This is a genomic window from Demequina gelatinilytica, from assembly GCF_000971115.1.
Taxonomy (GTDB): domain Bacteria; phylum Actinomycetota; class Actinomycetes; order Actinomycetales; family Demequinaceae; genus Demequina; species Demequina gelatinilytica.
Window position 1 is genome coordinate 21,835 of sequence record NZ_BBLV01000012.1, and the last position, 25,830, is coordinate 47,664.

At 70.9% G+C, this 25,830-nt stretch carries 22 protein-coding genes and 1 tRNA gene; 13 read left to right on the forward strand and 10 right to left on the reverse strand.

Translation table 11 applies throughout. The features are described from left to right. Window positions 1–34: 34 nt before the first annotated feature. From AOM00_RS10950 to AOM00_RS10975, 6 genes are all read left to right on the forward strand, one after another. Entirely contained in the window at window positions 35–1,036 is a 1,002-nt protein-coding gene (locus AOM00_RS10950; protein WP_062517817.1) for an ABC transporter substrate-binding protein, read from the forward strand. A gap of 105 nt (window positions 1,037–1,141) precedes the next feature. Beyond that, entirely contained in the window at window positions 1,142–2,677 is a 1,536-nt protein-coding gene (locus AOM00_RS10955; protein ID WP_062517818.1) for a sugar ABC transporter ATP-binding protein, read from the forward strand. Next, window positions 2,674–3,738 carry an ABC transporter permease gene (locus AOM00_RS10960; RefSeq protein WP_062517819.1) on the forward strand — a complete coding sequence of 355 codons (1,065 nt, stop codon included), beginning with the start codon at window positions 2,674–2,676 and terminating at the stop codon, window positions 3,736–3,738. Before AOM00_RS10955 ends, AOM00_RS10960 begins: the two co-directional genes overlap by 4 nt. After that, entirely contained in the window at window positions 3,738–4,769 is a 1,032-nt protein-coding gene (locus AOM00_RS10965) for an ABC transporter permease subunit (RefSeq protein WP_228373480.1), read from the forward strand. Before AOM00_RS10960 ends, AOM00_RS10965 begins: the two co-directional genes overlap by 1 nt. 55 nt (window positions 4,770–4,824) lie before the next feature. Then, window positions 4,825–6,348 carry a sugar ABC transporter ATP-binding protein gene (locus AOM00_RS10970; protein ID WP_062517820.1) on the forward strand — a complete coding sequence of 508 codons (1,524 nt, stop codon included), beginning with the start codon at window positions 4,825–4,827 and terminating at the stop codon, window positions 6,346–6,348. A 1-nt stretch (window position 6,349) separates the two neighbouring features. Continuing rightward, on the forward strand, window positions 6,350–7,369 hold the full coding sequence (locus AOM00_RS10975; protein ID WP_062517821.1) for a LacI family DNA-binding transcriptional regulator: 1,020 nt from the start codon (window positions 6,350–6,352) through the stop codon (window positions 7,367–7,369). A 3-nt stretch (window positions 7,370–7,372) separates the two neighbouring features. On the opposite strand, the gene AOM00_RS10980 is transcribed toward AOM00_RS10975, so the two are convergent. Continuing rightward, the gene (locus AOM00_RS10980; RefSeq protein WP_062517822.1) at window positions 7,373–8,482 is read right to left on the reverse strand and encodes an NADH:flavin oxidoreductase/NADH oxidase; all 1,110 of its coding nucleotides are present in this window, start codon (window positions 8,480–8,482) and stop codon (window positions 7,373–7,375) included. A gap of 95 nt (window positions 8,483–8,577) precedes the next feature. Beyond that, a complete protein-coding gene (locus tag AOM00_RS10985; RefSeq protein ID WP_062517823.1) occupies window positions 8,578–9,177 on the reverse strand; it encodes a TetR/AcrR family transcriptional regulator in 600 nt (199 codons plus the stop codon). Window positions 9,178–9,457: 280 nt separating this feature from the next. On the opposite strand from AOM00_RS10985, the gene AOM00_RS10990 reads away from it, so the two are divergent. Then, window positions 9,458–10,522, forward strand: coding sequence for a heme-binding protein (locus AOM00_RS10990; RefSeq protein WP_062517824.1), 1,065 nt, complete (start codon window positions 9,458–9,460; stop codon window positions 10,520–10,522). A gap of 96 nt (window positions 10,523–10,618) precedes the next feature. On the opposite strand, the gene AOM00_RS10995 is transcribed toward AOM00_RS10990, so the two are convergent. Next, a tRNA-Arg gene (locus AOM00_RS10995) sits at window positions 10,619–10,691 on the reverse strand. A gap of 152 nt (window positions 10,692–10,843) precedes the next feature. Between AOM00_RS10995 and AOM00_RS11000 the strand changes: the two genes are divergently transcribed. The 4 genes from AOM00_RS11000 to ettA all read left to right on the forward strand — a co-directional run bounded on the left by AOM00_RS11000 (window position 10,844) and on the right by ettA (window position 16,381). Further along, on the forward strand, window positions 10,844–12,433 hold the full coding sequence (locus AOM00_RS11000; protein ID WP_062517825.1) for a dynamin family protein: 1,590 nt from the start codon (window positions 10,844–10,846) through the stop codon (window positions 12,431–12,433). After that, a complete protein-coding gene (locus tag AOM00_RS11005; protein ID WP_169746843.1) occupies window positions 12,430–13,893 on the forward strand; it encodes a GTPase in 1,464 nt (487 codons plus the stop codon). Before AOM00_RS11000 ends, AOM00_RS11005 begins: the two co-directional genes overlap by 4 nt. Window positions 13,894–14,049: 156 nt before the next feature. Continuing rightward, window positions 14,050–14,580, forward strand: a complete 531-nt coding sequence (locus AOM00_RS11010) for a single-stranded DNA-binding protein (protein WP_062517827.1) — start codon at window positions 14,050–14,052, stop codon at window positions 14,578–14,580. Between the two features lie 118 nt (window positions 14,581–14,698). Continuing rightward, window positions 14,699–16,381 (forward strand): energy-dependent translational throttle protein EttA, encoded by a 1,683-nt coding sequence (gene ettA / locus AOM00_RS11015; protein WP_062517828.1) that lies wholly within the window; start codon window positions 14,699–14,701, stop codon window positions 16,379–16,381. A 132-nt stretch (window positions 16,382–16,513) separates the two neighbouring features. On the opposite strand, the gene AOM00_RS11020 is transcribed toward ettA, so the two are convergent. Beyond that, window positions 16,514–16,897: a VOC family protein gene (locus AOM00_RS11020; protein WP_062517829.1), complete on the reverse strand. Its 384-nt coding sequence runs from the start codon at window positions 16,895–16,897 to the stop codon at window positions 16,514–16,516. A 40-nt stretch (window positions 16,898–16,937) separates the two neighbouring features. On the opposite strand from AOM00_RS11020, the gene AOM00_RS11025 reads away from it, so the two are divergent. After that, window positions 16,938–17,417 carry an acyl-CoA thioesterase gene (locus AOM00_RS11025; protein WP_062517830.1) on the forward strand — a complete coding sequence of 160 codons (480 nt, stop codon included), beginning with the start codon at window positions 16,938–16,940 and terminating at the stop codon, window positions 17,415–17,417. A 136-nt stretch (window positions 17,418–17,553) separates the two neighbouring features. Here AOM00_RS11025 and AOM00_RS11030 read toward each other — a convergent pair whose 3' ends face one another. From AOM00_RS11030 to AOM00_RS11055, 6 genes are all read right to left on the reverse strand, one after another. Further along, a complete protein-coding gene (locus AOM00_RS11030) occupies window positions 17,554–18,456 on the reverse strand; it encodes a glycine betaine ABC transporter substrate-binding protein (RefSeq protein ID WP_082096942.1) in 903 nt (300 codons plus the stop codon). A gap of 142 nt (window positions 18,457–18,598) precedes the next feature. Then, window positions 18,599–19,543 (reverse strand): ABC transporter permease, encoded by a 945-nt coding sequence (locus AOM00_RS11035; protein WP_174442341.1) that lies wholly within the window; start codon window positions 19,541–19,543, stop codon window positions 18,599–18,601. Beyond that, a complete protein-coding gene (locus tag AOM00_RS11040; RefSeq protein ID WP_062517832.1) occupies window positions 19,543–20,841 on the reverse strand; it encodes a quaternary amine ABC transporter ATP-binding protein in 1,299 nt (432 codons plus the stop codon). The genes AOM00_RS11035 and AOM00_RS11040 overlap by 1 nt, the downstream gene beginning before the upstream one ends. 338 nt (window positions 20,842–21,179) lie before the next feature. Further along, a complete protein-coding gene (locus AOM00_RS11045; RefSeq protein WP_062517833.1) occupies window positions 21,180–22,052 on the reverse strand; it encodes an acyl-CoA thioesterase in 873 nt (290 codons plus the stop codon). Beyond that, a complete protein-coding gene (locus tag AOM00_RS11050; RefSeq protein WP_062517834.1) occupies window positions 22,052–22,474 on the reverse strand; it encodes a globin in 423 nt (140 codons plus the stop codon). The genes AOM00_RS11045 and AOM00_RS11050 overlap by 1 nt, the downstream gene beginning before the upstream one ends. An 11-nt stretch (window positions 22,475–22,485) precedes the next feature. Beyond that, entirely contained in the window at window positions 22,486–23,592 is a 1,107-nt protein-coding gene (locus tag AOM00_RS11055) for a mechanosensitive ion channel family protein (protein ID WP_062517835.1), read from the reverse strand. Between the two features lie 64 nt (window positions 23,593–23,656). On the opposite strand from AOM00_RS11055, the gene malQ reads away from it, so the two are divergent. Beyond that, window positions 23,657–25,801, forward strand: a complete 2,145-nt coding sequence (gene malQ / locus AOM00_RS11060) for a 4-alpha-glucanotransferase (protein ID WP_062517836.1) — start codon at window positions 23,657–23,659, stop codon at window positions 25,799–25,801. Window positions 25,802–25,830: the final 29 nt, after the last annotated feature.

Sequence of the window (25,830 nt, forward strand, 5' to 3'; positions counted from 1 at the left end):
CAACGAGGCCGGGCAGGACAGGGAGGTTCTGGCAATGAAGAAGCGTTTTCTCACCAGCATGGCATTCGCGGGGGTCGCGGCCTTCGCGCTGACCGCATGCTCCTCGGACGGCGACGGCGGCAGCGCTGACGCGTCCGGCGACACCGGCGGCGGCGGTGGCGACACCATCGTCGTCGGCTTCGCGCAGACCGGCTCGGAGTCGGGCTGGCGCTCGGCCAACACGGAGTCGATGAAGACCGCGTTCTCCGAGGAGAACGGCTTCGAGCTCATCTTCAACGCGGCCGACAACGACACGGCGGCCCAGATCGAGGCCGTGCGCGGCTTCATCAGCCAGGGCGTCGACGCGATCGTCATCGCGCCGATCGTCGAGGACGGCTGGGACGACGTGCTCCAGGAGGCCGCGGACGCGAACATCCCGGTCATCCTCGAGGACCGCACGGTCTCCGCATCGGACGACCTCTACGCGGCCTGGATCGGCCTCGACTTCGAGGAGGAGGGCGTCAAGGCGGGCGAGTGGGCCGCCGAGATGTACGGCGGCGAGGCGACCAAGATGGTGGTGCTCGAGGGCACCACGGGCTCGGCCCCGGCGAACGACCGTGCCACCGGCTTCGACTCGGCCATCGAGGGCACCATGATCGAGAAGATCGACTCGCAGACCGGTGACTTCACCCGTGACGGCGGCAAGTCCGTCATGGAGGGCTTCATCCAGAACTACGGCGTCGACAACATCGACCTGGTCTACGCGCACAACGACGACATGGCGCTCGGCGCCATCGAGGCGATCAAGGCGGCCGGCGCGGTGCCGGGCGAGGACATCAAGATCATCTCGATCGACGCGGTGCACGACGGCATGCAGGCGCTCGTCGACGGCGAGATCAACTACATCGTCGAGTGCAACCCGCTCCTCGGCGACCTGGTCGCCGCCGCCGTCACCGCCGTGGTCAACGGCGACAGCGTCGAGCCTGTGCAGTACGTCGAGGACCTGGCGTTCGACCAGGCCGCGGCCGAGGCGGCGCTGCCGGACCGCAAGTACTGATCCTGCCGGGATCATGACCTTGTAGGCGCGGGCTCCCCCTGCGGGGGTCGGCTCAGGCCGGCCCCCGCAGGGGTCCCGCGGCACCGAGCAGAAAGCTGCACCCACATGAATGCGGACACCGACGTCCCACCGATCGTCGAGATGCGCGGGATCACCATCAGGTTCCCCGGCGTGCTCGCCCTGGACAACGTCGACTTCACGCTGCGGCCCGGCGAGATCCACTCGCTCATGGGCGAGAACGGCGCGGGGAAGTCGACCCTCATCAAGGCCCTCACCGGCGTCTACGCGATCGACTCGGGGTCGATCGCCGTGGCCGGCAAGCGGCAGACCTTCTCCACCGCGGCCGATGCGCAGGACGCCGGCATCTCGACGGTGTACCAGGAGGTCAACCTCTGCGCGAACCTCAGCGTCGGCGAGAACGTCATGCTGGGCCACGAGAAGCGGCGCGGCACCGGCATCGACTGGAAGACCACGCACTCCGAGGCGGCCCGCCACCTCGCCAGCCTGGGTCTCACGCTCGACACGCGGTCGATCCTCGCGAGCCACTCGATCGCCATCCAGCAGCTGGTCGCGATCAGCCGCGCGATGGTGCTCGACGCGAAGGTGCTCATCCTCGACGAGCCGACGTCGAGCCTGGACCGGGGAGAGGTCGAGCAGCTCTTCGGCATCATGCGCGACCTGCGCGACAAGGGCGTCGCGATCCTGTTCGTCTCCCACTTCCTCGACCAGGTCTACGAGATCTCCGACCGCATCACGGTGCTGCGCAACGGTGCCCTGGTGGGCGAGCACCCGATCGCGGAGCTCCCGCGCGACGCGCTGGTCACCAAGATGATCGGGCGCGAGCTCGAGGATCTGGCCTCGATCGCGAGCTCGTCGCACCGCGAGATCGATCGCAGCGGCACGCCCGTGGTCCGGGCGACGGGCCTGGGCAAGCGTGGCGTGCTCGAGCCCGCAGACCTCGAGGTCTTCGAGGGCGAGGTCGTGGGCATCGCGGGCCTGCTCGGGTCGGGGCGCACCGAGCTGGTCCGCCTGCTCTACGGCGCCGACCGCGCCGACGAGGGCACGGTGGAGGTGCACGGCGAGCACGTGCGCCTGCATCAGCCGCGCCACGCGATCGAGCACCGCATCTCGCTGTCCTCGGAGAACCGCCGCGAGGAGGGCGTGGTCGCGGACCTGACCGTCGCGGAGAACATCGTGCTCGGGATGCAGGCGCGCCAGGGCTGGCTGCGCAAGATCCCCAAGAAGGACCAGGACGCGGTGGTGCAGGAGTACATCGACGCGCTGGGGGTGCGGCCGGCGAACCCGAACGCGCTCGTGGGCAACCTCTCGGGCGGCAACCAGCAGAAGGTGCTGCTGGCGCGGTGGCTTGCGACCGCGCCCGAGCTCCTGGTGCTCGACGAGCCCACACGCGGCATCGACGTGGGGGCGAAGGCCGACATCCAGCGCAAGGTCGCGGAGCTGTCCGCCCAGGGCCTCTCCGTGATCTTCATCTCGTCCGAGCTCGAGGAGGTGCTGCGCATGGCGCAGCGCGTCGTGGTACTCAGGGACCGCAAGAAGATCGGCGAGCTCGAGGCGGCGACCACCGACCTCGACGGCCTGATCGACTACATCGCCAACGCGGGTGAGGGGAGCGCGGCATGACCGCCGTCTACAAGCATCGGCTCTTCTGGCCGATCGTCTCGCTGGTCACGCTCATCGCGATCAACGCGATCGCGAGGCCGCAGTTCATCAAGATCACCATGCGCGACGGCGAGCTCTACGGCCCGCTCATCAGCATCCTGCGCGAGTCCGCGCCGCTCATGCTCGTCGCGCTCGGCATGACCATCGTCATCGCGACGCGCGGCATCGACCTGTCGGTGGGCGCCACGATGGCGGTGTCGGGAGCGGTCGCCCTCACCATCATCGACGGCTCGGGCGACCCGGGGAACCTCGGCACCGTGCTGGTCGCGTGCATCGTCGCGGTGCTCGTGTCGCTGGTCCTGGGCGCCTGGAACGGCTTCCTGGTCTCTGTGGTCGGGATCCAACCGATCATCGCGACGCTCGTGCTCATGCTCGCCGGCCGCGGCGTCGCCCTGCTCATCACGGGCGGCTTCATCACCACGGTCAACTCCGAGCCGTTCGCGTTCATCGCATCGGGCTACCTGCTGGCCCTTCCGTTCGCGTTCCTCATCGGCGTCGTCGCGATCGTCGCGATGTCGCTCGTGGAGCGGCGCACCGCTCTCGGGGTGCTCACCGAGGCGGTCGGCATCAACCCCGAGGCGAGCCGCCTCGCGGGCGTGCGGTCGCGCAGCATCATCTGGGGCGCGTACATGGTGAGCGGCGTGCTGGCCGGCGTCGCGGGGCTCATCTACGCCTCGAACATCAGGGCGGCCGACGCGAACGCGGCGGGCGTGTTCATCGAGCTCTACGCGATCCTCGCGGTGGTGCTGGGCGGGACCTCGCTCAATGGCGGCAAGTTCTCGATCGCCGGCACGGTGGTCGGCGTGCTCATCATCCAGACCCTCGAGTCCTCGATCCTGTTCCTGGGCGTCTCGTCCGCGCAGAGCCCGGTGTTCTTCGGCTTCGTGGTCGCGCTCGTGGTGGTGGTGCAGTCGCCGCGCATGAGGGAGGGCCTGGCATCGCTGAGCGGCAGGCTGCGATCTCGCGGGGCCGATGCGCGCAACGACGCCGCTCGCAACGACGACAAGGTGGAGGTGGCGTGATGGCCGCGATGACGACGGCGCGGCCCACGAGCCGCCCGAGCGAGGGGCGACCCTCGGTGGTGCAGACCTTCCTGAGCCGCCACGGCGGCATGATGCCGACCTTCGCGGCGGTGGCCATCCTTGTCCTCCTGTTCATCGGCGGCGAGATCTTCCTGCGTGGCGACTTCATCAAGCCGCTCACCATCTCGAACCTGCTGATCAACTACGCGTACCTGCTGGTGCTCGCGGTCGGGATGACGTTCGTGATCCTCACGGGCGGCATCGACCTCTCGGTCGGGTCGGTCATGGCCTTCACCGGGATGCTCGGGGCGAAGCTCCTCGCGGACGGATCCCCCGTCTGGATCGCGGTGCCGGCCATGCTGCTCGGCGGGGCCGTGATCGGGCTCTTCATCGGGATCCTGGTGCAGTACTTCGGGGTCCAACCGTTCATCGCCTCGCTCGCGGGCCTGTTCCTGGGACGCGGGCTAGCCTTCATCGTGAGCCTGAACTCCATCAAGGTCGAGGAGCCTGCCGTCGTGTGGCTCCAGTCGACCCGCATGAAGCTGGGCGACTGGGTCATCACCCCGACGGGCATCATCGCGCTCGTGACCGTCGCGATCGCGGCGTTCGTGCTCCACCTCACCCGGTTCGGGCGCACCATCTACGCGATCGGCGGGTCCGAGCAGTCCGCTCGGCTCATGGGTCTCAAGGTGGGGCGCACCAAGGTCGCGGCCTACGTGATCTCGGGCACGTGCGCGGGCCTCGCCGGACTGCTGCTCACCGCCTACTCGAACGCGGGCTATCCGCGCAACGGCATCGGCACCGAGCTCGACGCGATCGCGGCGGTGGTCATCGGCGGCACGCTCCTGACAGGCGGCCGCGGCTACGTGCTCGGGTCGATGATCGGCGTGTTCGTGTACGGCACCATCAAGACGATCATCAACTTCATGGGTGCCGAGCAGGCGTGGATGCAGATCATCGTGGGCTCGCTGCTGCTGCTGTTCATCGTGGTCCAGCGCGCGATCGTGGCACGTGCGGAGGGTCGACGTTAGCCCTCTTCCAGCCACGTTGCACGCCGCACCTCGTCCTCGCCCCGATAATGGGCGCGTGGACGAGGTGCGGCCTTTGCTCGAGCTCACCGGCGCGACGGTGCGCTTCGGTGCGGATGCTGCGCTGGATCACGTGGACTTCCGGCTGTACCCGGGCGAGGTGCACTCGCTCATGGGGGAGAACGGCGCGGGGAAGTCGACGCTGATCAAGGCGATCACGGGCGCGCTCGCGATGGACGAGGGCGAGCTGCGCCTCGGCGGCGAGCCGGTCGCCTTCGCCACGCCGCACCAGGCCCAGGCTGCCGGCATCAGCACCGTCTACCAGGAGATCGAGCTCCTGCCGAACCTGTCCGTGGCGGAGAACGTCTTCCTGGGGCGCGAGCCGCGGCGCGGCGGCGTGGTCTCCCGGCGCCTCATGCGCGAGCACGCAGCGGCCGTGCTCGAGGATCTGGGTCTCGCTCTCGACCCCGCCTCGCTCCTGGGCACGCACTCGGTCGCGGTGCAGCAGCTCGTCGCGATCGCTCGCGCGATCTCGGCGGACGTGCGCGTGCTCGTGCTCGACGAGCCCACGTCGAGCCTCGACCTCGACGAGGTCGCCGAGCTCTTCCGCGTGATCCGCGAGCTCAAGGCGCGCGGCGTCGCCATCCTCTTCGTGTCGCACTTCCTGGATCAGGTCTACGAGCTCGCGGACCGCATCACCGTGCTGCGCGACGGCGAGCTCGTGGGGGAGTACCTCACGGGCGAGCTGCTGCGCATCGACCTGGTCCAGAAGATGCTCGGGCGTGAGATCGGCGAGGTGCGCGCGCGTGGCCGTGTGCACGAGGACGATGCGGTCGACGGGGCGGCTGCCGTCCTGCGGGCGCGGGGGGTGTCGGTGGCGCACGGGGTCGCCGATGCGGACGTCGACCTCGCCGAGGGCGAGGTGCTGGGCATCGCTGGCCTGCTCGGCTCGGGCAGGACGTCGCTCGCGCACGCGCTCACCGGTGTCGCCCATCTCGAGGCAGGGGTGATCCGCATCGAGAGCGCCGACGCCCGGCTCGACTCGCCACGCCATGCGATCTCGCTCGGCGTCGTGTACTCGTCGGAGAACCGCAGGCGCGACGGCATCGTGGCCGAGCTCAGCGTCGTGGACAACATCACGCTCGCGCTCCAGTCCGAGCGCGGCGTGTTCCGCCGCATCCCGCCCGCGCGGCGCCGCGAGCTCGCGGCGAGCTGGGTCGATGCGCTCGACATCAGGCCACCCGACCTCGACCGGCCGGTCGGGACCCTGTCCGGGGGCAATCAGCAGAAGGTCCTGCTCGCACGCCTGCTGGCGCTGTCGCCGCGTGTGCTGGTGCTCGACGAGCCGACGCGCGGCATCGACGTGGGCGCGAAGGTCGAGATCCAGAACCTGGTGAGCGAGCTCGCCGACAACGGGATGTCGGTGGTCTTCATCTCCGCGGAGCTCGAGGAGGTGCTGCGCGTCGGGGACCGGGTCGCCGTCATGCGCGACGGCCACATCGTCGAGACGGTCGCGGCGGCGGACCTCACCACCGACTCGCTGCTCGCGCTCGTCGCGCAGCCGACCGAGGGCGAGGACTGACGTGGCGAAGCAGGGAAGCGCGAAGGCGGCGAACATCTTCGACGTCGCCCGCCTCGCAGGCGTCTCCCACCAGACCGTGTCGCGTGTCCTCAACGGGATGCCCAACGTCCGTCCCGCGACCAAGGAGCGCGTCGAGAAGGCGATCGCGCAGCTCGACTACAGCCCTTCCCCCGCCGCCCGTGCGCTCGTGACCCGGAGGACCCGGACCATCGGGCTCATCACCCCGAGCGCCGTGGACTTCGGGCCGTCGTCGATCGCGATGCACTTCAACCTGGCGGCGCGTGCGGCGCGCTACTCCGTCGACGCGGTGAGCACCGTCGACAGCGAGCCGGCGGCCGTACGGGCGGCGGTCGAGGGCCTCCTGCGGCAGCGCGTGGACGCGATCGTCGTGGTGGTGGCGTACTCCGGAGCGCTCGAGGTGGTGCGCGGGCTCGACCTCGCGATCCCCGTGGTCGCGGCGGCCTCGACCGCGCGCCGCGACCCGCGCATCGTCGCGATCGACCAGTACCGTGGCGCCCGCTCGGCCGTGCAGCACCTCGCGGACCTGGGGCATGAGCGGATCCTCCACCTCGCAGGTCCGGCGCAGGCGCCCGACGCGACGGAGCGCATGCGCGGCTGGCGCGACGAGCTCGCGGCGCACCGCTTCGAGGTGGTCGAGCCGGTCCATGGGGACTGGACCGCCGCGAGCGGGCACCGCCTGGGTCTCGAGCTCGACGTCGCTTCGGGCGACGCGGTGTTCGTGGGCAACGACCAGATGGCGATCGGGCTCCTGTCCGCGCTGCGCCAGCGGGGCCTGCGGGTCCCCGAGGACGTCGGCGTGGTGGGCTTCGACGACATCCCCGAGGCGGGCTACCTCTATCCGCCGCTCACCACCGTGCGCCAGGACTTCGAGGCGCTCGGTCGGCAGATCATGCAGAAGGTGCTGGTCGCGCTCGAGGAGCACGACGGCGAGACCTCCGACACGCCCCTGCCCACGCGGCTCGTGGTGCGCGGCTCGACGCGCGCCGTCGCTGCGCCGTAGCGCTCAGTCCTCGTCGGCCGTGAGCGTGGGCCGCGAGGTCCACGAGGCGCGCGTGTACTGCGGCGGCCAGTAGCCGATCTCCACGCCCAGCTCATGCGCCGCACGCAGCGGGAAGTGGGGGTCGCGCATGAACTCGCGGCCCACGAACACCGCATCGGCCTGTCCCGAGGCGACGATCCGCTCGGCCTGGTGCGCGTCGACGATCTGCCCGACGGCCGTCGCTGCGATGCCGGAGCGCTCGCGGATCGCGGCCGCGTGGGGAACCTGGTAGCCCGGCGCGACGGGGATGACCGCGCCAGGGACGAGCCCGCCGGTCGAGGTGTCGACCAGGTCCGCCCCTGCCTCGCGCAGCCACTGCGCGATGGTCACCGTGTCGTCGAGCGTCCAGCCCTCGGGCTCGAGCCAGTCCGTCGCGGACACGCGGACCAGCACCGGCACGTCCTCGCCCGCGACGGCGCGGACGCGGCGCACCACGTGCAGCAGCAGCCGCGCGCGCCCGACGAGGCTTCCGCCCCAACGGTCGTCGCGCTGGTTCGACACAGGGGACAGGAACTGGTGGATCAGGTAGCCGTGCGCGGCATGGACCTCGAGCACGTCGAAGCCGGCATCGAGCGAGCGGCGCGCCGCCTCCGCGAACGCCTCGATCACGGCGTCGATGCCGTCCTCGTCGAGCGCGCTGGGCTCCGCGTAGCCGGGGAACGCCACCGCCGACGGCGCGACGGTGGGCCATCCGCCCTCCTCGGCCGGCACGGTGCCCGTGCCGCTCCACTCCCGGTGGGTCGAGGCCTTGCGGCCGGCATGCGCGAGCTGGATCGCGGCGAGCGCGCCCTGGCCGTGGATGAAGTCCACGATGCGCGCCCAGGCGTCACGCTGCGCGTCGTCCCAGATCCCCGTGTCCCACGGCGAGATCCGCCCCTCGGGCAGCACCGCGGTGGCCTCCGCCATCACGAGCCCCGCGCCGCCTCGGGCGAACGAGCCCAGGTGCACCAGGTGCCAGTCGTTCGGCACCCCGTCCTGGTCCTCGCACGAGTACTGGCACAGGGGGCTGACCCAGAGCCGGTTGCGCGCCTCGATCGCGCGCAGCGGCAGGGGCGAGAACAGGGCGGACGTCATGGAGCTCCTTCAGCGATGGGATGGCGCTCCATGGTGGCGGAGCGCCGTGGGGGCGAGAACATCCGAAGGTCCCGCCCGATTCCGCGCACCTTCCCTCAGGCGCGCGCGACCGCGAACCAGAGCGGCGGGATCAGCGACAGGATCGTGTCGACGGCGACCTGGGGATCGAGCGGTCCGGGGCTGTCGAGCCACACCCGCAGGGCCCCCGCGGTGCCTTGGCCCACGAAGGCCGCGGCCATCGCGAAGCGCGGTCCGTCGCCCAGGTCGACCGCGATGCCATGGTCCCGCGCGAACGTGAGGAGGCTCGCCTCGACGTGCCCCGCGAGAAGCTCGGTCAGGACCGAGCCGTGCTCGCCCGCGGCATGAGCGAGCCCGCGCCGATAGACGTCGGCGTGCGACATCACGTGCTCGACCAGCACCATCTCGGACGCGCGCCAGATCCCCTCGATGTCCTGAGGATCGCGGTCCACACCAGCGAAGAACTCCTCGCGGATCTCGTCGAGGTCGCGCACCAGCACGGCGGTGAGGAGCGCGGCCGGCGACGTGGCGTGGTTGTAGAACGTCGCACGGGTGACACCGGCCATGCGCGCGATCTCGGTGACAGCGACTCGCTCGATCGGGCGCTCGGCGGCGAGCGTGAGCACGGCGTCGGCCAGCGCCTCGGCGCTGCGCGCGAATCGCGGATCGATGGTCACGGGGACAGCCTAGCGAGGCCCTGTGCATCCGGCCCCGACGCGAGGTCGCGCTCGTCCGGGCACAGCGCGCACGATCACCGCCGTGGCGACCCGGGATATGCGCATGAGGCGCATTTCCCGAGGGTCGTGACAAAGGCTCCGATATCTGCCGTCGTAGATGCGCGAATTCACGAACGGCCATTCTCGAAATATGCGTTCCGTGATGAAATCGGACATTGTGCCTGCATCGATGCAGGCGCGACAGCGATTGCTGCCACATCCAAGGGGGGAGGGGCACGTCATGCTGACCGTGACGGACAGCCTTTATACCGAGAAGTACCGCGCGAACTCGCGCGTGGTCGAGGTCGCGACCACATCCGATGAGGAGCTGGGGCCGTTCAAGCTCCTGCCGGGCACATGGAAGAACACGGACCGGCTCAGGGGCCGCGGCTGGAACATGATCGCGCTGCCGTTCGCGGCGGAGGGCGGCGCGCTCGACTACCGTCTGCTGGTGAACCAGTTCGACGAGGAGCTCAAGTTCTCGCTGGTGGACAAGCGGGTCCCCAACCGAGGCATCGACCTCGGCGAGCCTGGAGTCCGAGGCGACAGCTCGAACACCGATCAGCTGGTGGTGACGCTCGACTACGAGCAGATGATCGAGCAGATCGCGGCGGACGACTCCCCGGGGAGCGGGCTTGCGGGCGCGCCGGAGCTCGCCATCCATCACGAGCCCGGGCTCTTCCTGCACATGGGCGAGCCGCGCACCGACGGCATCTCCATCGCGCGCCTCGCGTCCATCCCGCATGGGAACTCGGCGCTCGCGCTCGGGACATTCCTGGATACCGATCAGCCCGCCCGCATCGAGGACATCTCGGGGCTCCCGATCGGTGCGTTCCCGCCGCCGGCGGACGGGGTGGAGATCTCGGAGGAGGAATTGCTGGAACGCGCTTATCTCGCGCCGTACAAGCATTTCCACGACAACAATTTCCAGGGTCTTTTCGACCCCGTCCATCCGAATGCGCTCCTCAACGCGTTGCCGACCGATGTGGTGCGCAACACCGTGCTCTTCCTCGACACGACCCTCGACCGGGCAGGCGTCCACAACATCCCGTTCGTCGAGCGCCAGGCGGACGTCACCGACATGAAGGCGACCTTCTGGATCCTCGAGCTCGACGGCGACGGGGAGGACGCGCCCAACCTGCTGCTGGCCTACACGCAGACGGTGATGCTCGAGTTCTTCCCGCGGCGCGACGGCCAGCCGGGGCTCATCAGGTGGCCCCATGTCTCCATCAACGTCATGGAGAAGGTGGTCGAGGAGGCGACCCCGGAGAAGCCGAGCATGCCCTCGCAGTACTACGGGGCCTAGGCGTCGGCGGCGCCCACGGCGCCGCGCGCCCGCGACCCGCTCGGGTCGCGACCCGGCGAGGGCCCCTCCGCTGGGGAGGGGCCCTCGCCGCCTGTGCGCCCCCGGCAGGACTCGAACCTGCAACCTACGGATTAGAAGGCCGTTGCTCTATCCATTGAGCTACGAGGGCAGGCGGCCGATGCCGCGCTCACCAGGGTAGTGCCCGCGGCAGGTGGGCCCCGTGCGGGCGACGCGCCATGGCGCCTCCGCCGCGTCCGTGCCGCCTGGTACATGCCCCCGCGCTACCCTGGGTCGCATGGTTCGGAGAGGGTGCGACGTCGCATGAGCATGCGACCCATCAAGACGTGGTCGTACCCCGGCAACCTCCTGGATGCCCTGGTCGACACCCGCCGCGTGGTCGCGGGGGTGCAGCTGCCCCTGCCCACCGCCGGGGTGGAGGAGGCGCGCGAGACCATCCAGCGCATGCTCGACCAGCTCGACCACCACCTCATCCCGCGCGTGCGCGAGGAGGCGTCCCCCGCGATCGTGGTGGTCGCCGGCTCGACGGGTGCGGGCAAGTCGACGGTGGTGAACGCCCTGGTAGGGGAGCAGCTCACTCCCTCCGGCGTGCTCCGGCCGACCACCCGCGTCCCGCACCTCTTCCACCACCCGCTCGACACGCAGGTGCTGACCGACGTCGCCCAACGCTGCCGCGTGATCGCCACCGAGGCCATGCCGCGCGGGCTCGCCCTGGTCGACTCTCCCGACCTCGACTCGATCAGCGGGGAGAACCGCGAGATCGCCCATCTCATGATGGAGGCCGCCGACCTCTGGATCTTCGTCACCACGGCCGCGCGCTACGGCGACGCGGTCCCGTGGGAGGCGCTGCGCGGAGGAGCGGACCGCGGCGCGTCGATCGCGATCGTGCTCAACCGCGTCACGGTCGACGTCGCGGCCCAGGTGCGACGAGAGCTGGTCGACCGGCTCGCGACCGAGCACCTCGAGACCCTCCCGCTGTTCGTCATCCCCGAGGACCCCACCCGCCAGGCCACCGTGCCGCGCGACGTGGTCGGCGGGCTCGGCCGCTGGCTCGACTCCGTCGCCGCGGCCTCCGCGACGACCATCGTGGAGCGCACGCTGCACGGGGCGGCGGAGTCGCTCAAGGAGTGGCTCGAGACGCTCGCCGAGGCGATGGACGATCAGTCCGCCGCCGCGAAGGACGTGCGCTCGGAGGTGCGCCGCGCCGCGGCCCAGGTCGCGCAGGAGGGCGGCGACCGTTGGTGGGAGACCATCCCCACCGGCGCGCTGACCGCCCGGTGGCAGCAGGCGACCGGCGACGGGGGTGCGCTGTTCAAGCTGCGCAACACGCGCTGGGTACGCCGCCGTCACGCCCGGGAGCAGCGCGACGAGGTGCTGCATGCGATCTACCGCGACATGCTCGAGGCGGTCGAGTCGCGCCTGGTCTTCGCCGCATCGTCCGTCGCTGACGCGATGGAGGAGGCGCTGCGGCGCGCGGAGACGGGTGTGGGGCCCTGGCTTGCGGAGCGCCGCGACCCGCGCGACGCGCGGCAGGCGCGCGAGCGCCAGGCCGCCGATGCGGCGCGCCGCTGGGCGCATCGTTGCCAGGAGATCGTGCTCCAGCTCCCGGGCGCCGAGCACGGCATCCAGGTGATCGGTGAGCCCGGGCTCACCACCACGCTGGCGTGCGCCGCGCTGGGCATCGAGCAGGCGCGGACGGCGCTCATGATCCTCACCTCGCAGGGCGTGGGCGACGCGGTCGAGGAGGCGCGCGCCGAGCTCGACGCCGCGCGACGCCATTGCGTCAACCGCGAGTCGCTCGACATGATGAAGCCCACCGACATCCCGTCGCTCATGCCGGACTCGTCCGCCAAGATCCGGCTGCGGCGCGCGGAGCTCAGGGGGCTGCTGTGAGCGTGAGCTTCGAGGAGGTCGCCCCGCGCGACGAGACCGAGCTGCTCCGCGAGCGCGTCGAGCGCCTCCGGTCCTCGCTCGAGTGGGCCCGCGAGGCGATCCCCGCGCCCATCCGCGACGAGCTGCACCGGGCGGTCGACCGCTGCGACGAGCGGCTCGAGCTGGGGATCGACTGGACCGTGGTCGCGCTCGCGGGCGGGACAGGCTCGGGCAAGTCGACGCTCTTCAACGCGATCGTGGGGGTCGAGTTCGCGATCTCCGGGGTGGCGCGGCCCACCACGTCGCATGTGAGCGCCGCGGTCTGGGGCCACGACCGCGCCGACGCGCTCCTCGACTGGCTGGGCGTCTCGCCCGAGAGCCGCCTGCGCCGGGACGATGCGCCGCTCGCCGAGGACCCCGAGCTCACGGGTCTCATCCTGTTGGACCTCCCAGACCACGACTCGGTCAACGTGCACAACCGCGAGGTGGTCGACCGGATCCTGCCGCAGGTGGACCTCCTGCTGTGGGTCGTCGACCCTCAGAAGTACGCCGACAACGCGATCCACGAGGGCTACCTGCGCGAGGCCTCGGCCACGGGGCAGCCGTCGCTGGTGGTGCTCAACCACGTGGACAGGCTCAGCACCGAGGACGCCTGGGACGTCGCGCGCGACCTGCAGCGGCTGCTCGCCGAGGACGGCATGCACGAGGTCCCGGTGATGCCCGTGAGCGCGCGCACCGGCCAGGGCGTCGACGTGCTGCGCGCCGAGCTCGAGGGCGCCGTCCAGGCACGCTCCGTCGCGGCCGACGCGGTCGCGGCCGACCTCGTGGACGCCGGACGCACGCTCGAGCGAGCGCTCGCGCGCGACGCCGACCCCGAGCTTCCGGATGTCGCGGAGCTGGTCGCCGCGCTCGCGGCGGCTGCGGGCGTCGACGCGCGTGCCGAGGCCGCCGCTGCGGTGGCGGCCGGGCGGGCCTCGTCGGTCCCGGCCCAGGAGCCGATGCGGCTGGAGGTGGTCGACCGCGAGCGGCTCGACTGGGTGGACGCCGCGTCCGAGGGGCTGCCCGTGCAATGGCGCGTGGTCATCGACGAGGCGGTCACGCCGGCCGACGAGCTCACGGTCGCGATCGACCAGGCGCTCGCGGCGGTCGAGTGGCCCGTCGCGAACCACGCGCCGCTGTTCCGCCGGCGCGCTCGCGGCGCGGCGGTGAGCAAGGAGATGCTGCGCCTGGGTCGCGACGCGGTGCGATCCGCGATCGAGCCCGCGGTGGTGGCCCCCACGAGCCTCATCCATCAGGCGTACCGCAACCTCGACGAGCTCACGGTGATCGCGCGCGCCGCGGCGCCCGAGCCGATCGCGCGTCCCGACGCCGTCGTGGCACCCGAGGAGCCGGAGCCCGTGACCGAGGAGCACGAGGCCCCGCTGCCTGCCGACATCTGGGCGCCCGTGATGCGCGCCGAGGACGGCGGGAAGCACCGCTGATCCGCGGGCGCGTGCGTGGCCCGCGCCCGCACGGGTGATGTCCACAGTTCTCCTGGTGCGAGGGCGCCTCCACGAGGCGCGAGTCGGACGCCCGGCGCGCCGGGCCGCTCCCCGCACCCTGGATCCGCCGCACCATGCGGCGCCAGGGAGGAGAGCATGAACGAGCTGACCATCACCGTCTCAGGCTGGGTCGCCACCGACGTCCGCCTGTTCCAGGGGCAGGGGGACCTCGCGATCGCGTCGTTCCGCCTCGCGTCCACGCCCCGCTTCTACGACCGCGAGCGCTCCGTCTGGGTGGACGGCGTGACCGAGTGGTTCACCGTCCGCGCGTTCCGCGGTGCCGCGATCACCGTGAAGCGCTCCATCGACAAGGGCATGCCGGTCGTCGTCACCGGCCGCATGCGCACCAGCACGTGGGAGGCCAAGGACGGCACCCGGGTCGACCACGTCATCGATGCGACCGCGCTGGGGCCGGACTGCATGCGAGGCGTCGCGACGTTCACCCGCGCCACGGGCGATGCCTCGCTCACCGAGGACGACATGGGCGCGGCCGCGGAGGCCGTGGTCGCCTCGCGTGAGGGCGACGTCGAGCAGCAGGAGGACGATGCGCAGCCGAGCGCTCTCGCGGACGGCCTCCTCGACGACCCCCTCGACGACGATGCGGACGCGCTCGCCGAGGCGTCCTGAGCCGGGCGGCGGCTGGTGCAGCCCTCGCTGCGCCCGCCGCCGCATCGTCCTCCCGTAGGCTAGGGGGCGGCATCCGGGCGCCTCCGCGCGCCCGCACGGTTCAACTGACGGAGCAGCAGTGGCAGAGTTCATCTACACCATGCAGAAGGCGCGCAAGGCGCACGGCGACAAGGTCATCCTCGACGACGTCACCATGGCCTTCTACCCGGGCGCGAAGATCGGCGTGGTGGGCCCCAACGGCGCAGGAAAGTCGACGATCCTCAAGATCATGGCGGGCATCGAGGAGCCCTCCAACGGCGAGGCGCGCCTCACCCCCGGGTACACGGTCGGCATCCTCATGCAGGAGCCGCCGCTGAACGAGGACAAGGACGTCATCGGCAACATCCGCGAGGGTGTGGGCGAGATCTACGGCAAGCTCGAGCGCTTCAACGCGATCTCCGAGGAGATGGCGAACCCCGACGCGGACTACGACACCCTGCTCGCGGAGATGGGCACGCTCCAGGAGGAGCTCGACCACGCCAACGCGTGGGACCTCGACGCGCAGCTCGAGCAGGCCATGGACGCGCTGCGGTGCCCGGCCCCCGACGCCGACGTCAAGGTGCTCTCCGGTGGTGAGCGCCGCCGCGTCGCGCTGTGCCGTCTGCTGCTCGAGAAGCCCGACCTGCTGCTGCTCGACGAGCCCACCAACCACCTCGACGCCGAGTCCGTGCTGTGGCTCGAGCAGCACCTCGCCAAGTACCCCGGCGCCGTGCTCGCCGTGACGCACGACCGCTACTTCCTCGACCACGTCGCGGAGTGGATCTGCGAGGTCGACCGCGGTCGCCTGTACCCGTACGAGGGCAACTACTCGACGTACCTCGAGAAGAAGCAGGAGCGACTCCAGGTCCAGGGCAAGAAGGACGCGAAGCTCGCCAAGCGCCTCAAGGAGGAGCTCGAGTGGGTGCGGTCCAACGCCAAGGGCCGCCAGACCAAGTCGAAGGCCCGCCTGGCCCGTTACGAGGAGATGGCTGCCGAGGCGGAGCGCACCAGGAAGCTCGACTTCGAGGAGATCCAGATCCCGCCGGGCCCGCGTCTGGGCTCCGTGGTCATCGAGGCGAAGAACCTCAAGAAGGGCTTCGGCGACCGCACGCTGATCGACGGGCTGTCGTTCTCGCTGCCGCGCAACGGCATCGTGGGCGTCATCGGTCCCAACGGCGTCGGCAAGACCACGCTGTTCAAGACCATCGTGGGCCTCGAGCCGCTCGACGACGGCGAGCTCAAGGTCGGCGAGACCGTGCAGGTCTCGTACGTCGACCAGAGCCGTGGCGGCATCGACCCGAACAAGTCGCTGTGGGAGGTCGTCTCCGACGGGCTCGACTACATCAACGTGGGCAAGGTGGAGATGCCGTCGCGCGCGTATGTGAGCGCGTTCGGCTTCAAGGGACCGGACCAGCAGAAGCCCGCCGGCGTCCTCTCGGGTGGTGAGCGCAACCGCCTCAACCTCGCGCTCACGCTCAAGGAGGGCGGCAACGTGCTCCTCCTCGACGAGCCGACCAACGACCTCGACGTCGAGACCCTCGGCTCGCTCGAGAACGCGCTGCTCGAGTTCCCCGGCTGCGCCGTGGTCGTCTCGCACGACCGCTGGTTCCTCGACCGCGTCGCGACGCACATCCTCGCGTACGAGGGCACCGAGGAGGACCCGGCCAAGTGGTTCTGGTTCGAGGGCAACTTCGAGTCCTACGAGGCCAACAAGGTCGAGCGCCTGGGCGCCGAGGCCGCGCGTCCGCACCGCGTGACCTACCGCAAGCTCACGCGAGACTGATCTCGCGGCCCGCGTCCTCACCCCATCGGAAGTGGTGGGTGAGGGTCGATTCTGCGATATTCGCGCCTCGCAGCGGTAGCTGACCGTCGCCCCTCGCCTCCCTCGAGGCGAGGGGCGACGTCGTCCCGGGGCTCACCCCACCCGCTGCACCAGCTGCACGGGATGCCCGTCGGGGTCGTTGACGAACGCCACGCGCAGCACGTCGCGGAACGCATGCGGCTCGCGGCGCGGCGCCCCGCCGGCCCCGACGGCGCGCGCGTAGGCGCCATCCGCATCGTCCGTCCAGAGGGTGAGGCATGCACGGTCGCCCTCGGTCACGGGCGACAGGCCGTGGCTCTCCGCGGCGGGTCCGGGCAGCGCCAGCCCGAGCATGAAGCCGCCGAGCGCCAGCTCGATCTTGACCGGAGCATCGTCCCCGCTGCGGAAGGTCTCGGTGAACCCCAGCGCGCCGTAGAACGACGCGGCGCGCTCGCAGTCGGCGACGAAGAGGATCACCTGCGGCTCGGAGAACTTCATCCTGTCAGGCTATGCGCGCCCGCGCGCTAGCGTGAGGGCCATGACACGCATCCACGTGCCGATCACGCTGCGGTGGTCGGATCTCGACGCCTACGGCCATGTCAACAACGCCGAGATGCTGCGGCTGCTCGAGGAGGCGCGCATCCGCGTGTTCTGGGCGGACCGCTCGGCGGCGGAGGAGCACGAGGTCCCGCACACCGCGCTCATCGCCGGCGGGCCCGACGCCGAGACGCTCACGCTCATCGCGGCGCAGCAGATCGAGTACCTCGCGCCGATCCCGTACCTGCGGCGTCCGCTCGACGTGCAGCTGTGGATCGGCAGGCTTGGGGGAGCGAGCCTCGAGATCTGCTACGAGGTGTGGTCGCCGTCCGGCGTCGAGGACCCGGTGCTGTACGCCAGGGCCGCGACCACGCTGGTCCTCATCGACAACGCGACGCAGCGCCCTCGGCGGCTGACCGATTCCGAGCGCGAGGCGTGGGCGCCTCATCTCGATGAGCCGGTGGTTTTCCGCAAGCGCTGAGCGACCACCACCTACCACTGCGGCGCACGGATCACCGGGACCCGACACAGGCCTACCACTTCCGTGGTGGGCGGGCTGGGAACGCAGAAGCGCCGGCCGCCCGCGAGGGGGCGACCGGCGCTTCCGGTGCCGGTGATCAGGCGGTGAGCGAGTCCACCCACTCCTGGTTCGCGGTGACCCACTCGGACACGATGTCCGCGTAGTCGGCCGAGTCGGCGCCGTTGAGCTGGTTCTCGAGGTCGTAGAGGTGGTCGGCGTCCATGCTGAAGGCGCCCATCCACTCCGCGACCTCGGGGAAGTCCTCGCCCAGGCCGGAGCGGCCGTAGGTCACGATGTTCTCGGCCTCGCCGAGCGTGCCCTCGGGGTCCTCGAGGTTCTTGAGGTCGTACGCGCCGTAGGCCCAGTGGGGCTCCCACAGCGTGACGATGATGTTCTCGCCGTTCGAGGTGGCGGTGTCGAGCTCCGAGAGCATCGCCGGGGTCGACGAGGTGAGGAACTCCATGTCCTCCAGGCCGTAGGTCGGGATGACCGCGTCCTGGACGGTGGCGGTGAGGCCCGCGCCGGGCTCGATGCCGACGATGCGGCCGCCGAACTCGTCGGCGTGCTCCGCGAGGTCCGCGAGCGAGTCGACCGGGGCGTCCGCGTTGACCGCGACGGTGAGGGCGGCGGAGTCGAACCAGGCGCCGAGCTCCTCCATGTCGTCGCCGAACTCCTCGATGTAGGAGGCGTGGGTGAGCGGCAGCCACACGTCGGTCACCACGTCGTAGTCGCCGTCCGCGACGCCCTGGAACACGACGGCCGGGTCGGCGTACTCGAGCTCGACGTTGTAGCCCTTGGCCTCGAGGATGTTCTCCCACAGGAGCGAGGTCGCGAGCGACTCGTCCCAGCCGTTGAACACGGCGAGGGTGAGGTCGCCGCCGGCGGTCTCGGTACCCGAGGTGGCGGCGTCGTCGGTGGTCTCGGCGTCCGACGAGCAGCCGGCGAGGACCAGGCCACCCGCGGCGGCCATGGCGAAGGGCGCGAAGGCGCGAAGCTTCATGATGATGTCTCCTTTCTCAGCGAGGGGTGTCTCCCCCCGCGACGAGCAGCACCGGTCGCCCATCGGTCGGGGCGGGGTGCACGCGACTCCCTGAGGGGTCGCGAGGTCGAGGGGCACCGCCCGAGGGGCGGTGCGGTGGTGGTCAGACGCCTAGGCCGGGCGCGGCGGTCGCGGTCGGGGCCTCGCTCTCCTCGGCATCGAAGCGTGCCTGCTCGGCTGCCTCGGTCCTTGCCCGGCGCGCCTTGCGCCAGCGTGAGTACAGGCCCATGCCCCGGCCGAAGGAGGCGGTGAACCGGTCGAGCAGGATCGCGAGGACCACCACCGACAGGCCGGCCTCCCAGCCGAGCCGGCCGTTGAGGGCCGAGACCGCCTGGACCACGTCGCCGCCGAGTCCGCCCGCGCCGACGAAGCCGGCGATGACGACCATCGACAGGGACAGCATGATGATCTGGTTGATGCCGGCCATGATCGACGGCATCGCGAGCGGGATCTGGATCTGGCGCAGGATGCGGCGCGGGTGCGCGCCGAAGGCCTGGCCGGCCTCGACGACCTCCTTGTCGACGCCACGGATCCCGAGCTCGGTCAGGCGCACGCCGGGGGCCATCGCGAACACGATGGTCGCGATCACGCCGGGGGCCACGCCGACGCGGAACAGCGCGAGCGCGGGGATGAGGTAGACGAAGGCGGGCAGCGTCTGAAGGAAGTCCATGACGGGCTTCACGACCTTGGAGACCGTGTCGTTGCGCGCGGCCCAGATGCCGAGCGGCACCGAGAGCACCACGGCGAGGAACGCCGCGACCAGCACGAGCGCGAGCGAGTCGATCGCGTTGTCCCACTGGTCCACGCCGATGATGAAGAGCAGGCCGAGCGCCGAGCCCAACGCGAACCTCCATCCGCGCGCCAGCAGCGCGCCGATCGCGACGACGGCGACCACCACGAGCTCCGGAGGAGTGGCGAAGATCCAGGCGACGGCGTCGAAGAGCTGGATGAAGACCTCGCGGAGGCCCTCGAAGAACCACGAGAACGTGTCCTCGAGCCAGTCGAAGAAGCTGTCGATCCAGGTACCCACGGGGATGCGGAACTCCATCAGATGGCCTCCTTCGTCTCGGGGGTCCCGGCTCCGACGGCGGCCTCCAGGACCTGGTCGACCTCGGCGGTGGGCATCGGGTCGGGTCGCGGCGCCGCCTGGACGGCGGCCTCGGGCTCGCCGCCGAGCGCGGCGAGGAGCGTGACGCGGGGGATGACGCCCACCAGGCGCTCGCGCGAGTCGAGCACGCCGAGCGGCAGCGCCGCCTCGAGGGACGGGATGAAGAGGTCCGCGAGCGCGGTGTCGTTCGCGACGGCGCCGTGGTCGGACTGGATCACGGTGGAGAGGTCCTTCACCCCGCGGCGCACCAGGTCGAAGACGTCGCGGTCCCGGACCCAGCCCACGATGGTGCGGTCCTTGTTCACCACGTACGCGCCGGCGAGCTGCTCGTCGCGCATCAGCGTCAGCGCGGCGCGGGGGCCGGCGCCCACGTGGACGACGGCACGCGGCTTGCGCATGACCGACTCCGCGGTGAGCACCTTGGTGCGGTCGACGTCCTGCACGAACTGCTCGACGTAGTCGTTCGCGGGGTTGGTGAGGATGTCCTCGGGGGAGCCGATCTGCACGATGCGGCCGTCGCGCATGACGGCGATGCGGTCGCCGATGTACATGGCCTCGTTGAGGTCGTGCGTGATGAAGATGATGGTCTTGCCCAGCTCCGCCTGGAGCTCGAGCAGCTGGTCCTGCATCTCGCGGCGGATCAGCGGGTCGAGCGCGGAGAAGGCCTCGTCCATGAGCAGCACGTCGGTGTCGGCTGCGAGCGCGCGGGCGAGGCCCACGCGCTGCTGCATGCCCCCCGAGAGCTCCGAGGGGTGCTTCTCCTCCCAGCCCTTGAGGCCGACGATCTCGGTGACCTGGCGTGCCTTCGCGATGCGCTGGTCGAGCGGCATGCCCTGGATCTCGAGGCCGTAGGCGACGTTGTCGATGACGGTGCGGTGGGGCAGCAGCGCGAAGTGCTGGAACACCATCGAGACGCGCTTCCTGCGGATCTCGCGCAGGCGCTTCGGGGAGACGTCGGTGATGGACTCGCCGCCCACCTCGACGGTTCCGGCGGTCGCCTCGTGCAGGCCGTTGAGCATGCGGATCAGGGTCGACTTGCCCGAGCCGGACAGCCCCATCACCACGAAGATCTCTCCGCGCCTCACCTCGAAGGAGGCGTCGATGACGGCGGCCGTCGTGCCGGCTCCGAGCTCGTCGCGCGGCGTTCCCCGGTGCAGCGCGATCACCGCCTCGTCGGCGTGGCGCCCGAAGACCTTGTAGAGGCCGTCGGCGCGCAGGGCGATCGTGTCGTCGTTCATGTGGTCCTTCTGCTCCTCGAGAGGTGCGCAAGGGCCTCGGCTAGCGAGGGGACTCGCAGCCGTCGGACGGCAATCACGGGCCCGCCGGGCAGCACCCCTCGGGCGCCGCTACTAACACTCCGACGCGTCTACCGGGGACGGTGCGCGTCAGGAGGCCTTTGGCTGGTCATTGACGCTCGCTTGAAAGATCTTTGCCAAGCGCAGCGGCCCTAGGACCGTAACAACCGGGACCTGTGTCCTGTCCACCCGAGACGGGCTTCGTTACACAAATGCAACAATTGATCAGATGCAAAGAACGATGCGCCGCCGGTGCATCGTACCTGGCAGATATCGCCTCCTTAGAGGCGGATCATGCCCTCCTGCGACGCCGAGGCGACCAGGCGTCCGTCCTCGGAGAAGATCCAGGTGCCCGTGAGCCCCCGGCCGCCCTGAGCGGTGGGGGAGTCCTGGACGAACAGGAGCCACTCGTCGGCGCGGGCCGGGCGGTGCCACCACATCGCGTGGTCGAGGCTCGCGAAGGAGATGTCGGGCGTGACCCACGAGGCGCCGTGGCGGCGCAGCAGCGGCTCGAGCATCACCTGGTCGGAGCCGAAGGCGAGGAACGCGCGGTGGAGCAGGTCCGAGCCCTCGATGGGCCGGCGCAGGCGCATCCACGCGCTCTGGTACTGCTTGGGACGCTTGTCGGGGCCGAGGAACAGCGAGCCCTCGACGTGGCGCACGTCGAACGGCGCCTCCGTGAGCCAGAAGTCCGCGGTGGGGTGCCCCTGGAAGGGCGCCAGGATCTCGACGCCGGAGCGCACCGTCTCGGGGCCGGGGACCTCGGGCATGCGGACCGAGTGCTCGGGCCCCTCCTGGTCCACCTGGAAGGACGCGATCATCGACAGGATGGGGCGACCCTCCTGGAGCGCGTGGGTGCGTCGCGCGGAGAACGAGCGTCCGTCGCGCAGCACCTCGACCTCGAACTGGATGGGCTTGGAGGCGTCGCCCGCGCGCAGGAAGTAGCCATGGAGCGAATGCGCGAAGCGGTCGTCCTCCACGGTCGCGCCCGCGGCGAGCAGCGCCTGCGCGAGCACCTGGCCGCCGAACACCCGACCGCCGGGCATCGGCATCGAGTCGCCCTCGAAGCTCGTGTCGCCCTCGCGCCGCAGCGTCAGCGCGGCCAGGCCCGCCGCCATGGCGGACTCCGCCCACACGTCCTCGGTCACGGACATCAGACCTCCTCGGTCGGTTCGAAAGAGTTGACCATCGAGTGCGCGGCGCGCTCGAGGTAGTCCATCAGCGTCACCGCATGGAGCGGCGCGAGGTCCTGCCGCGCGACGGCCTCGCGCATGTGCGAGATCCAGCGATCGCGCGCATCCGGGTTCACCTTGAAGGGCATGTGACGCATGCGCAGGCGCGGGTGGCCCCGCTGCTCCGAGTAGGTGGTCGGGCCGCCCCAGTACTGCTCGAGGAACATGGTGAGCCGCTCCACGGCGCCCTCCATGTCGTCGGCCGGGTACATGGGCTTCAGCACGGGATCCGTCTCGACGCCCTCGTAGAAGCGCCGCACGATCGCCACGAAGGTGGCATGCCCGCCCACCGCGTCGAAGAAGCTCTGGTGCTCCGCCTGCGTGGGGCCCGCGCCGACGTTCATGCCGGGGACGCTCACTCGTCGTCCCCGTCAGCGTCGTTGCGGGGCGGCAGCGGCCGCCCGTTGTCGTCGGTCGGCTGATCGCGGTCGTCGTCGGAGCCGGAGTCATGCACCGCGCGTGGGCCCCGCCCGCTGTCGACCACCATGGCGTCGCCCGGCACCGCGAGCTCGATACCCCGCTCGGCGAGGATGCGGCGCAGGTGCATGCGCACCTCGCGCTGCACGTCCCACTGCGTCGCGGGGTTGACCTGCACCAGCAGGCGCAGCATCACCGCGTTGTACTCGAGCGACTCGACGCCCGCGACCTCCGCGTCGCCCAGGATCGCGGCGGCGATGCGCTTGTGGCTGCCGCGCGCGGCCTCGACCGCGTCGATCATCGCCCGGCGCGCGGCCTCGATGTCGGTGTCGTACGCGAAGCGCACCTCGATGAGCGCACGCGACCACAGGCGCGTCATGTTCCCCACGCGCGTGATCTCGCCGTTGGGGACGTACCAGACGGTGCCGTCGAGCGACCGCAGCCGCGTGCAGCGCAGCGCGACCTCCTCGACCGTGCCGGTCGCCTCGCCCAGGTTGACCACGTCGCCCACTCCGTACTGGTCCTCCATCAGCATGAAGACGCCGCTCAGCACGTCCTTGACCAGCGACTGCGCGCCGAAGCCCAGCGCGACACCGGCGATACCGGCGGAGGCGAGCATGGGCCCCACGGGGACGCCGAACACGGACAGGGCCGTGGTCACGCCGATCGCGACCAGGATCACCGCAAGTGTGGACGTGAGCACCCGCCTGAGCGTGTTGGCGCGCTGGCGCCGGCGCTCGGCCTCGAGCCGCAGCTCCATGGTCGGCGGCTCCGCGACCGGCATCTTGGCCTTGCGCAGCGCGCGTCGCGCGCGGTGGTCCAGCGGGGCGCCCCGCTCGATGCCCATGGTGATGCCCTGGATGAGCGCGCGGCCCACGAACCATGCGATCACCAGGATCAGCAGGGCGACGCCCAGGCCCACCAGCTCGCCGTTGCGGCCGCTGAGGATGTCCGACCAGGTGTCGGCGATATCGCCCGCGGGGCCCGTGAGCGACGAGTCGACGGATGAGGACGTCTCCGGCTCGGAGGTTTCCAGGTGCAGCATTGGACCAATGTAACCAGCGCGCGGCGCTCGACCTATCCACCCTCGCATCTGGCAGGATTGCAGTGTGATCGATGCGCCCGAGGTCGAGCGCGAGACTCCGTCAGAGGCTCTCGTCGCGCTCGCGCGCGCGTGCAAGGTCTCGGTGGAGTACTACGCCATCGACGGAACCCAGGTCCAGTGCTCCGCCGCGGCCATCCGCGCCGCCCTCACGGCGATGGGGCTCGATGCCTCGTCGGATGCGGCATGCGAACGCTCGCTCACCGCGCTCGAGGACCAGGACTGGCTCCGGCTGGTGCCTCCGATCACGGTGCTCACGCAGGGCGAGGCGCGCGAGATCCCCGTGCACGTGGTGGACGGCGAGCCTGCCGGCCTGACGCTGACCCTCGAGTCGGGGGAGGAGCGCGAGCCCGAGCAGCTCGACCGCTGGGTGCCGCCGCGCGAGGTGGGCCACCAGACGATGGGGCGCGCCACCTTCGAGATCCCCGGCGACCTGCCGCTCGGCTGGCACCTGGTGGAGGCGCGGACCACGGGCCGTACCGCGCGCGGCTACGTGGTGGTGACCCCCCGCGAGGTGACGGTCCCTGCGCACGTGCGCGAGCATCGTCCCTGGGGGCTCACCGTGCAGCTGTACTCGCTGCGCTCGTCGCGCTCGTGGGGGATCGGAGACCTCGCGGACCTCGCGGACCTGTGCGCGCTGGGCAAGGCGCGCGGCGAGGCCGACTTCGTGCTCATCAACCCGCTGCACGCGACCGAGCCCGTCGCGCCGATCACCAACTCGCCGTACCTTCCCACCTCCAAGCGCTACATGTCCCCGCTGTACATCCGCGTCGAGGACATCCCCGAGGTCGCGTACCTCCCGTCGCAGCAGCGCGCGCTGCTCGCATGGGAGGCGGAGCGGCCGCAGCGCACCAACGACACGGACGAGCAGCTGGACCGCAACGCGATCTGGCGCCTCAAGTCCGCCGCGCTCGAGGAGGTGTTCCGCGCGCCGCGCAGCGCGGGCCGCGAGGCGTTGTTCGAGCAGTTCTGCATCCGCGAGGGCGCCGCGCTCGAGGACTTCGCGACCTGGAGCGCGATCGCGGAGGCGCACAAGGGCCTTCCGTGGCCCGCGGAGCTCGAGTCGCCGTCCTCTCCCGCGGTGGCCGCATGGCGCGACGAGCATGCCGATCGCGTGCTGTACCATGCGTGGCTCCAGTGGATCTGCGAGGAGCAGCTCGCGAGCGCGCAGGCGACCGCGGACCGCGCCGGCATGAGCATCGGCGTGATGATCGACCTGGCCGTGGGCGTCCACCCCGAGGGTGCCGACGCGTGGTCGTACCAGCGCGTGCTCGCCCAGGGCATGAGCATGGGGGCGCCGCCGGACTTCTACAACGCGCTGGGCCAGGACTGGTCCATCCCGCCGTGGCAGCCGCGCGCGCTCGAGGCCGCGGCCTATCTGCCGTTCCGCGACCTGGTGCGCGCCGCCGTGCGCAACGCGGGCGCGCTCCGCATCGACCACGTGCTCGGCATGTTCCGGCAGTGGTGGGTGCCCGAGGGCCACATCCCGGTCGACGGTGTGTACGTCTACGTGGACCACGAGGCGCTCATCGGCATCATCGCGCTCGAGGCGGAGCGCGCGGGAGCGATCGTGATCGGCGAGGACCTGGGCACGGTCGAGCCGTGGGTGCGCGAGTACCTGCACGGCCGCGGCATCCTCGGCACGTCGATCGCCTGGTTCGAGCGCCACGACGACGGCGCGCCGCGCCTGCCCGAGGACTACCGAGCCGACACCCTCGCGGCGGTCACCACGCACGATCTCCCGCCCACGGGCGCGTACCTCGCGGGCGAGCACGTGCGTCTGCGCGCCGAGCTCGGGATGCTGGGCGAGGGATCGATCGAGGACGCGCAGGCCGAGGCCGAGCGTGAGCGTCAGGCCTTCATCGACGTCATGCTCGAACGCCGCTGGATCCTCTCCGACTACAACGAGGAGGACCTCATCGCGGGGCTGCACCGGTGGGTGCTGTCGAGCCCCGCGCTGCTCATCGGTGTCGCCGTGACCGATGCGGTGGGCGAGCGTCGCGCGCAGAACATGCCCGGCACGGACACCGAGTACCCGAACTGGTGCATGCCGGTCACGGACGGCAACGGCGTCCCGGTGCTGCTCGACGACCTCTTCGAGCACCCGCGCGTGCGGCGCCTGTTCCGCGCGATCAAGTCCGCGCGCTCCTGACTGCACCAGGGACGATGCGGCGGGCGCCG

Excerpts from the sequence above, each read along its gene's own strand:
- AOM00_RS11020 (WP_062517829.1), bottom strand. The coding sequence starts at position 16,897 with ATGAAGTTCTCCGAGCCGCAGGTGATCCTCTTCGTCGCCGACTGCGAG.
- AOM00_RS11025 (WP_062517830.1), top strand. The coding sequence starts at position 16,938 with ATGACACGCATCCACGTGCCGATCACGCTGCGGTGGTCGGATCTCGAC.
- AOM00_RS11000 (WP_062517825.1), top strand. The coding sequence starts at position 10,844 with ATGAGCATGCGACCCATCAAGACGTGGTCGTACCCCGGCAACCTCCTG.
- AOM00_RS11055 (WP_062517835.1), bottom strand. The coding sequence starts at position 23,592 with ATGCTGCACCTGGAAACCTCCGAGCCGGAGACGTCCTCATCCGTCGAC.
- AOM00_RS10960 (WP_062517819.1), top strand. The coding sequence starts at position 2,674 with ATGACCGCCGTCTACAAGCATCGGCTCTTCTGGCCGATCGTCTCGCTG.
- AOM00_RS11040 (WP_062517832.1), bottom strand. The coding sequence starts at position 20,841 with ATGAACGACGACACGATCGCCCTGCGCGCCGACGGCCTCTACAAGGTC.
- AOM00_RS10950 (WP_062517817.1), top strand. The coding sequence starts at position 35 with ATGAAGAAGCGTTTTCTCACCAGCATGGCATTCGCGGGGGTCGCGGCC.
- AOM00_RS11050 (WP_062517834.1), bottom strand. The coding sequence starts at position 22,474 with ATGAACGTCGGCGCGGGCCCCACGCAGGCGGAGCACCAGAGCTTCTTC.
- AOM00_RS10955 (WP_062517818.1), top strand. The coding sequence starts at position 1,142 with ATGAATGCGGACACCGACGTCCCACCGATCGTCGAGATGCGCGGGATC.
- AOM00_RS10990 (WP_062517824.1), top strand. The coding sequence starts at position 9,458 with ATGCTGACCGTGACGGACAGCCTTTATACCGAGAAGTACCGCGCGAAC.
- AOM00_RS10980 (WP_062517822.1), bottom strand. The coding sequence starts at position 8,482 with ATGACGTCCGCCCTGTTCTCGCCCCTGCCGCTGCGCGCGATCGAGGCG.
- AOM00_RS11035 (WP_174442341.1), bottom strand. The coding sequence starts at position 19,543 with ATGGAGTTCCGCATCCCCGTGGGTACCTGGATCGACAGCTTCTTCGAC.
- AOM00_RS11045 (WP_062517833.1), bottom strand. The coding sequence starts at position 22,052 with ATGTCCGTGACCGAGGACGTGTGGGCGGAGTCCGCCATGGCGGCGGGC.
- AOM00_RS11010 (WP_062517827.1), top strand. The coding sequence starts at position 14,050 with ATGAACGAGCTGACCATCACCGTCTCAGGCTGGGTCGCCACCGACGTC.
- AOM00_RS11030 (WP_082096942.1), bottom strand. The coding sequence starts at position 18,456 with ATGAAGCTTCGCGCCTTCGCGCCCTTCGCCATGGCCGCCGCGGGTGGC.
- AOM00_RS10965 (WP_228373480.1), top strand. The coding sequence starts at position 3,738 with ATGGCCGCGATGACGACGGCGCGGCCCACGAGCCGCCCGAGCGAGGGG.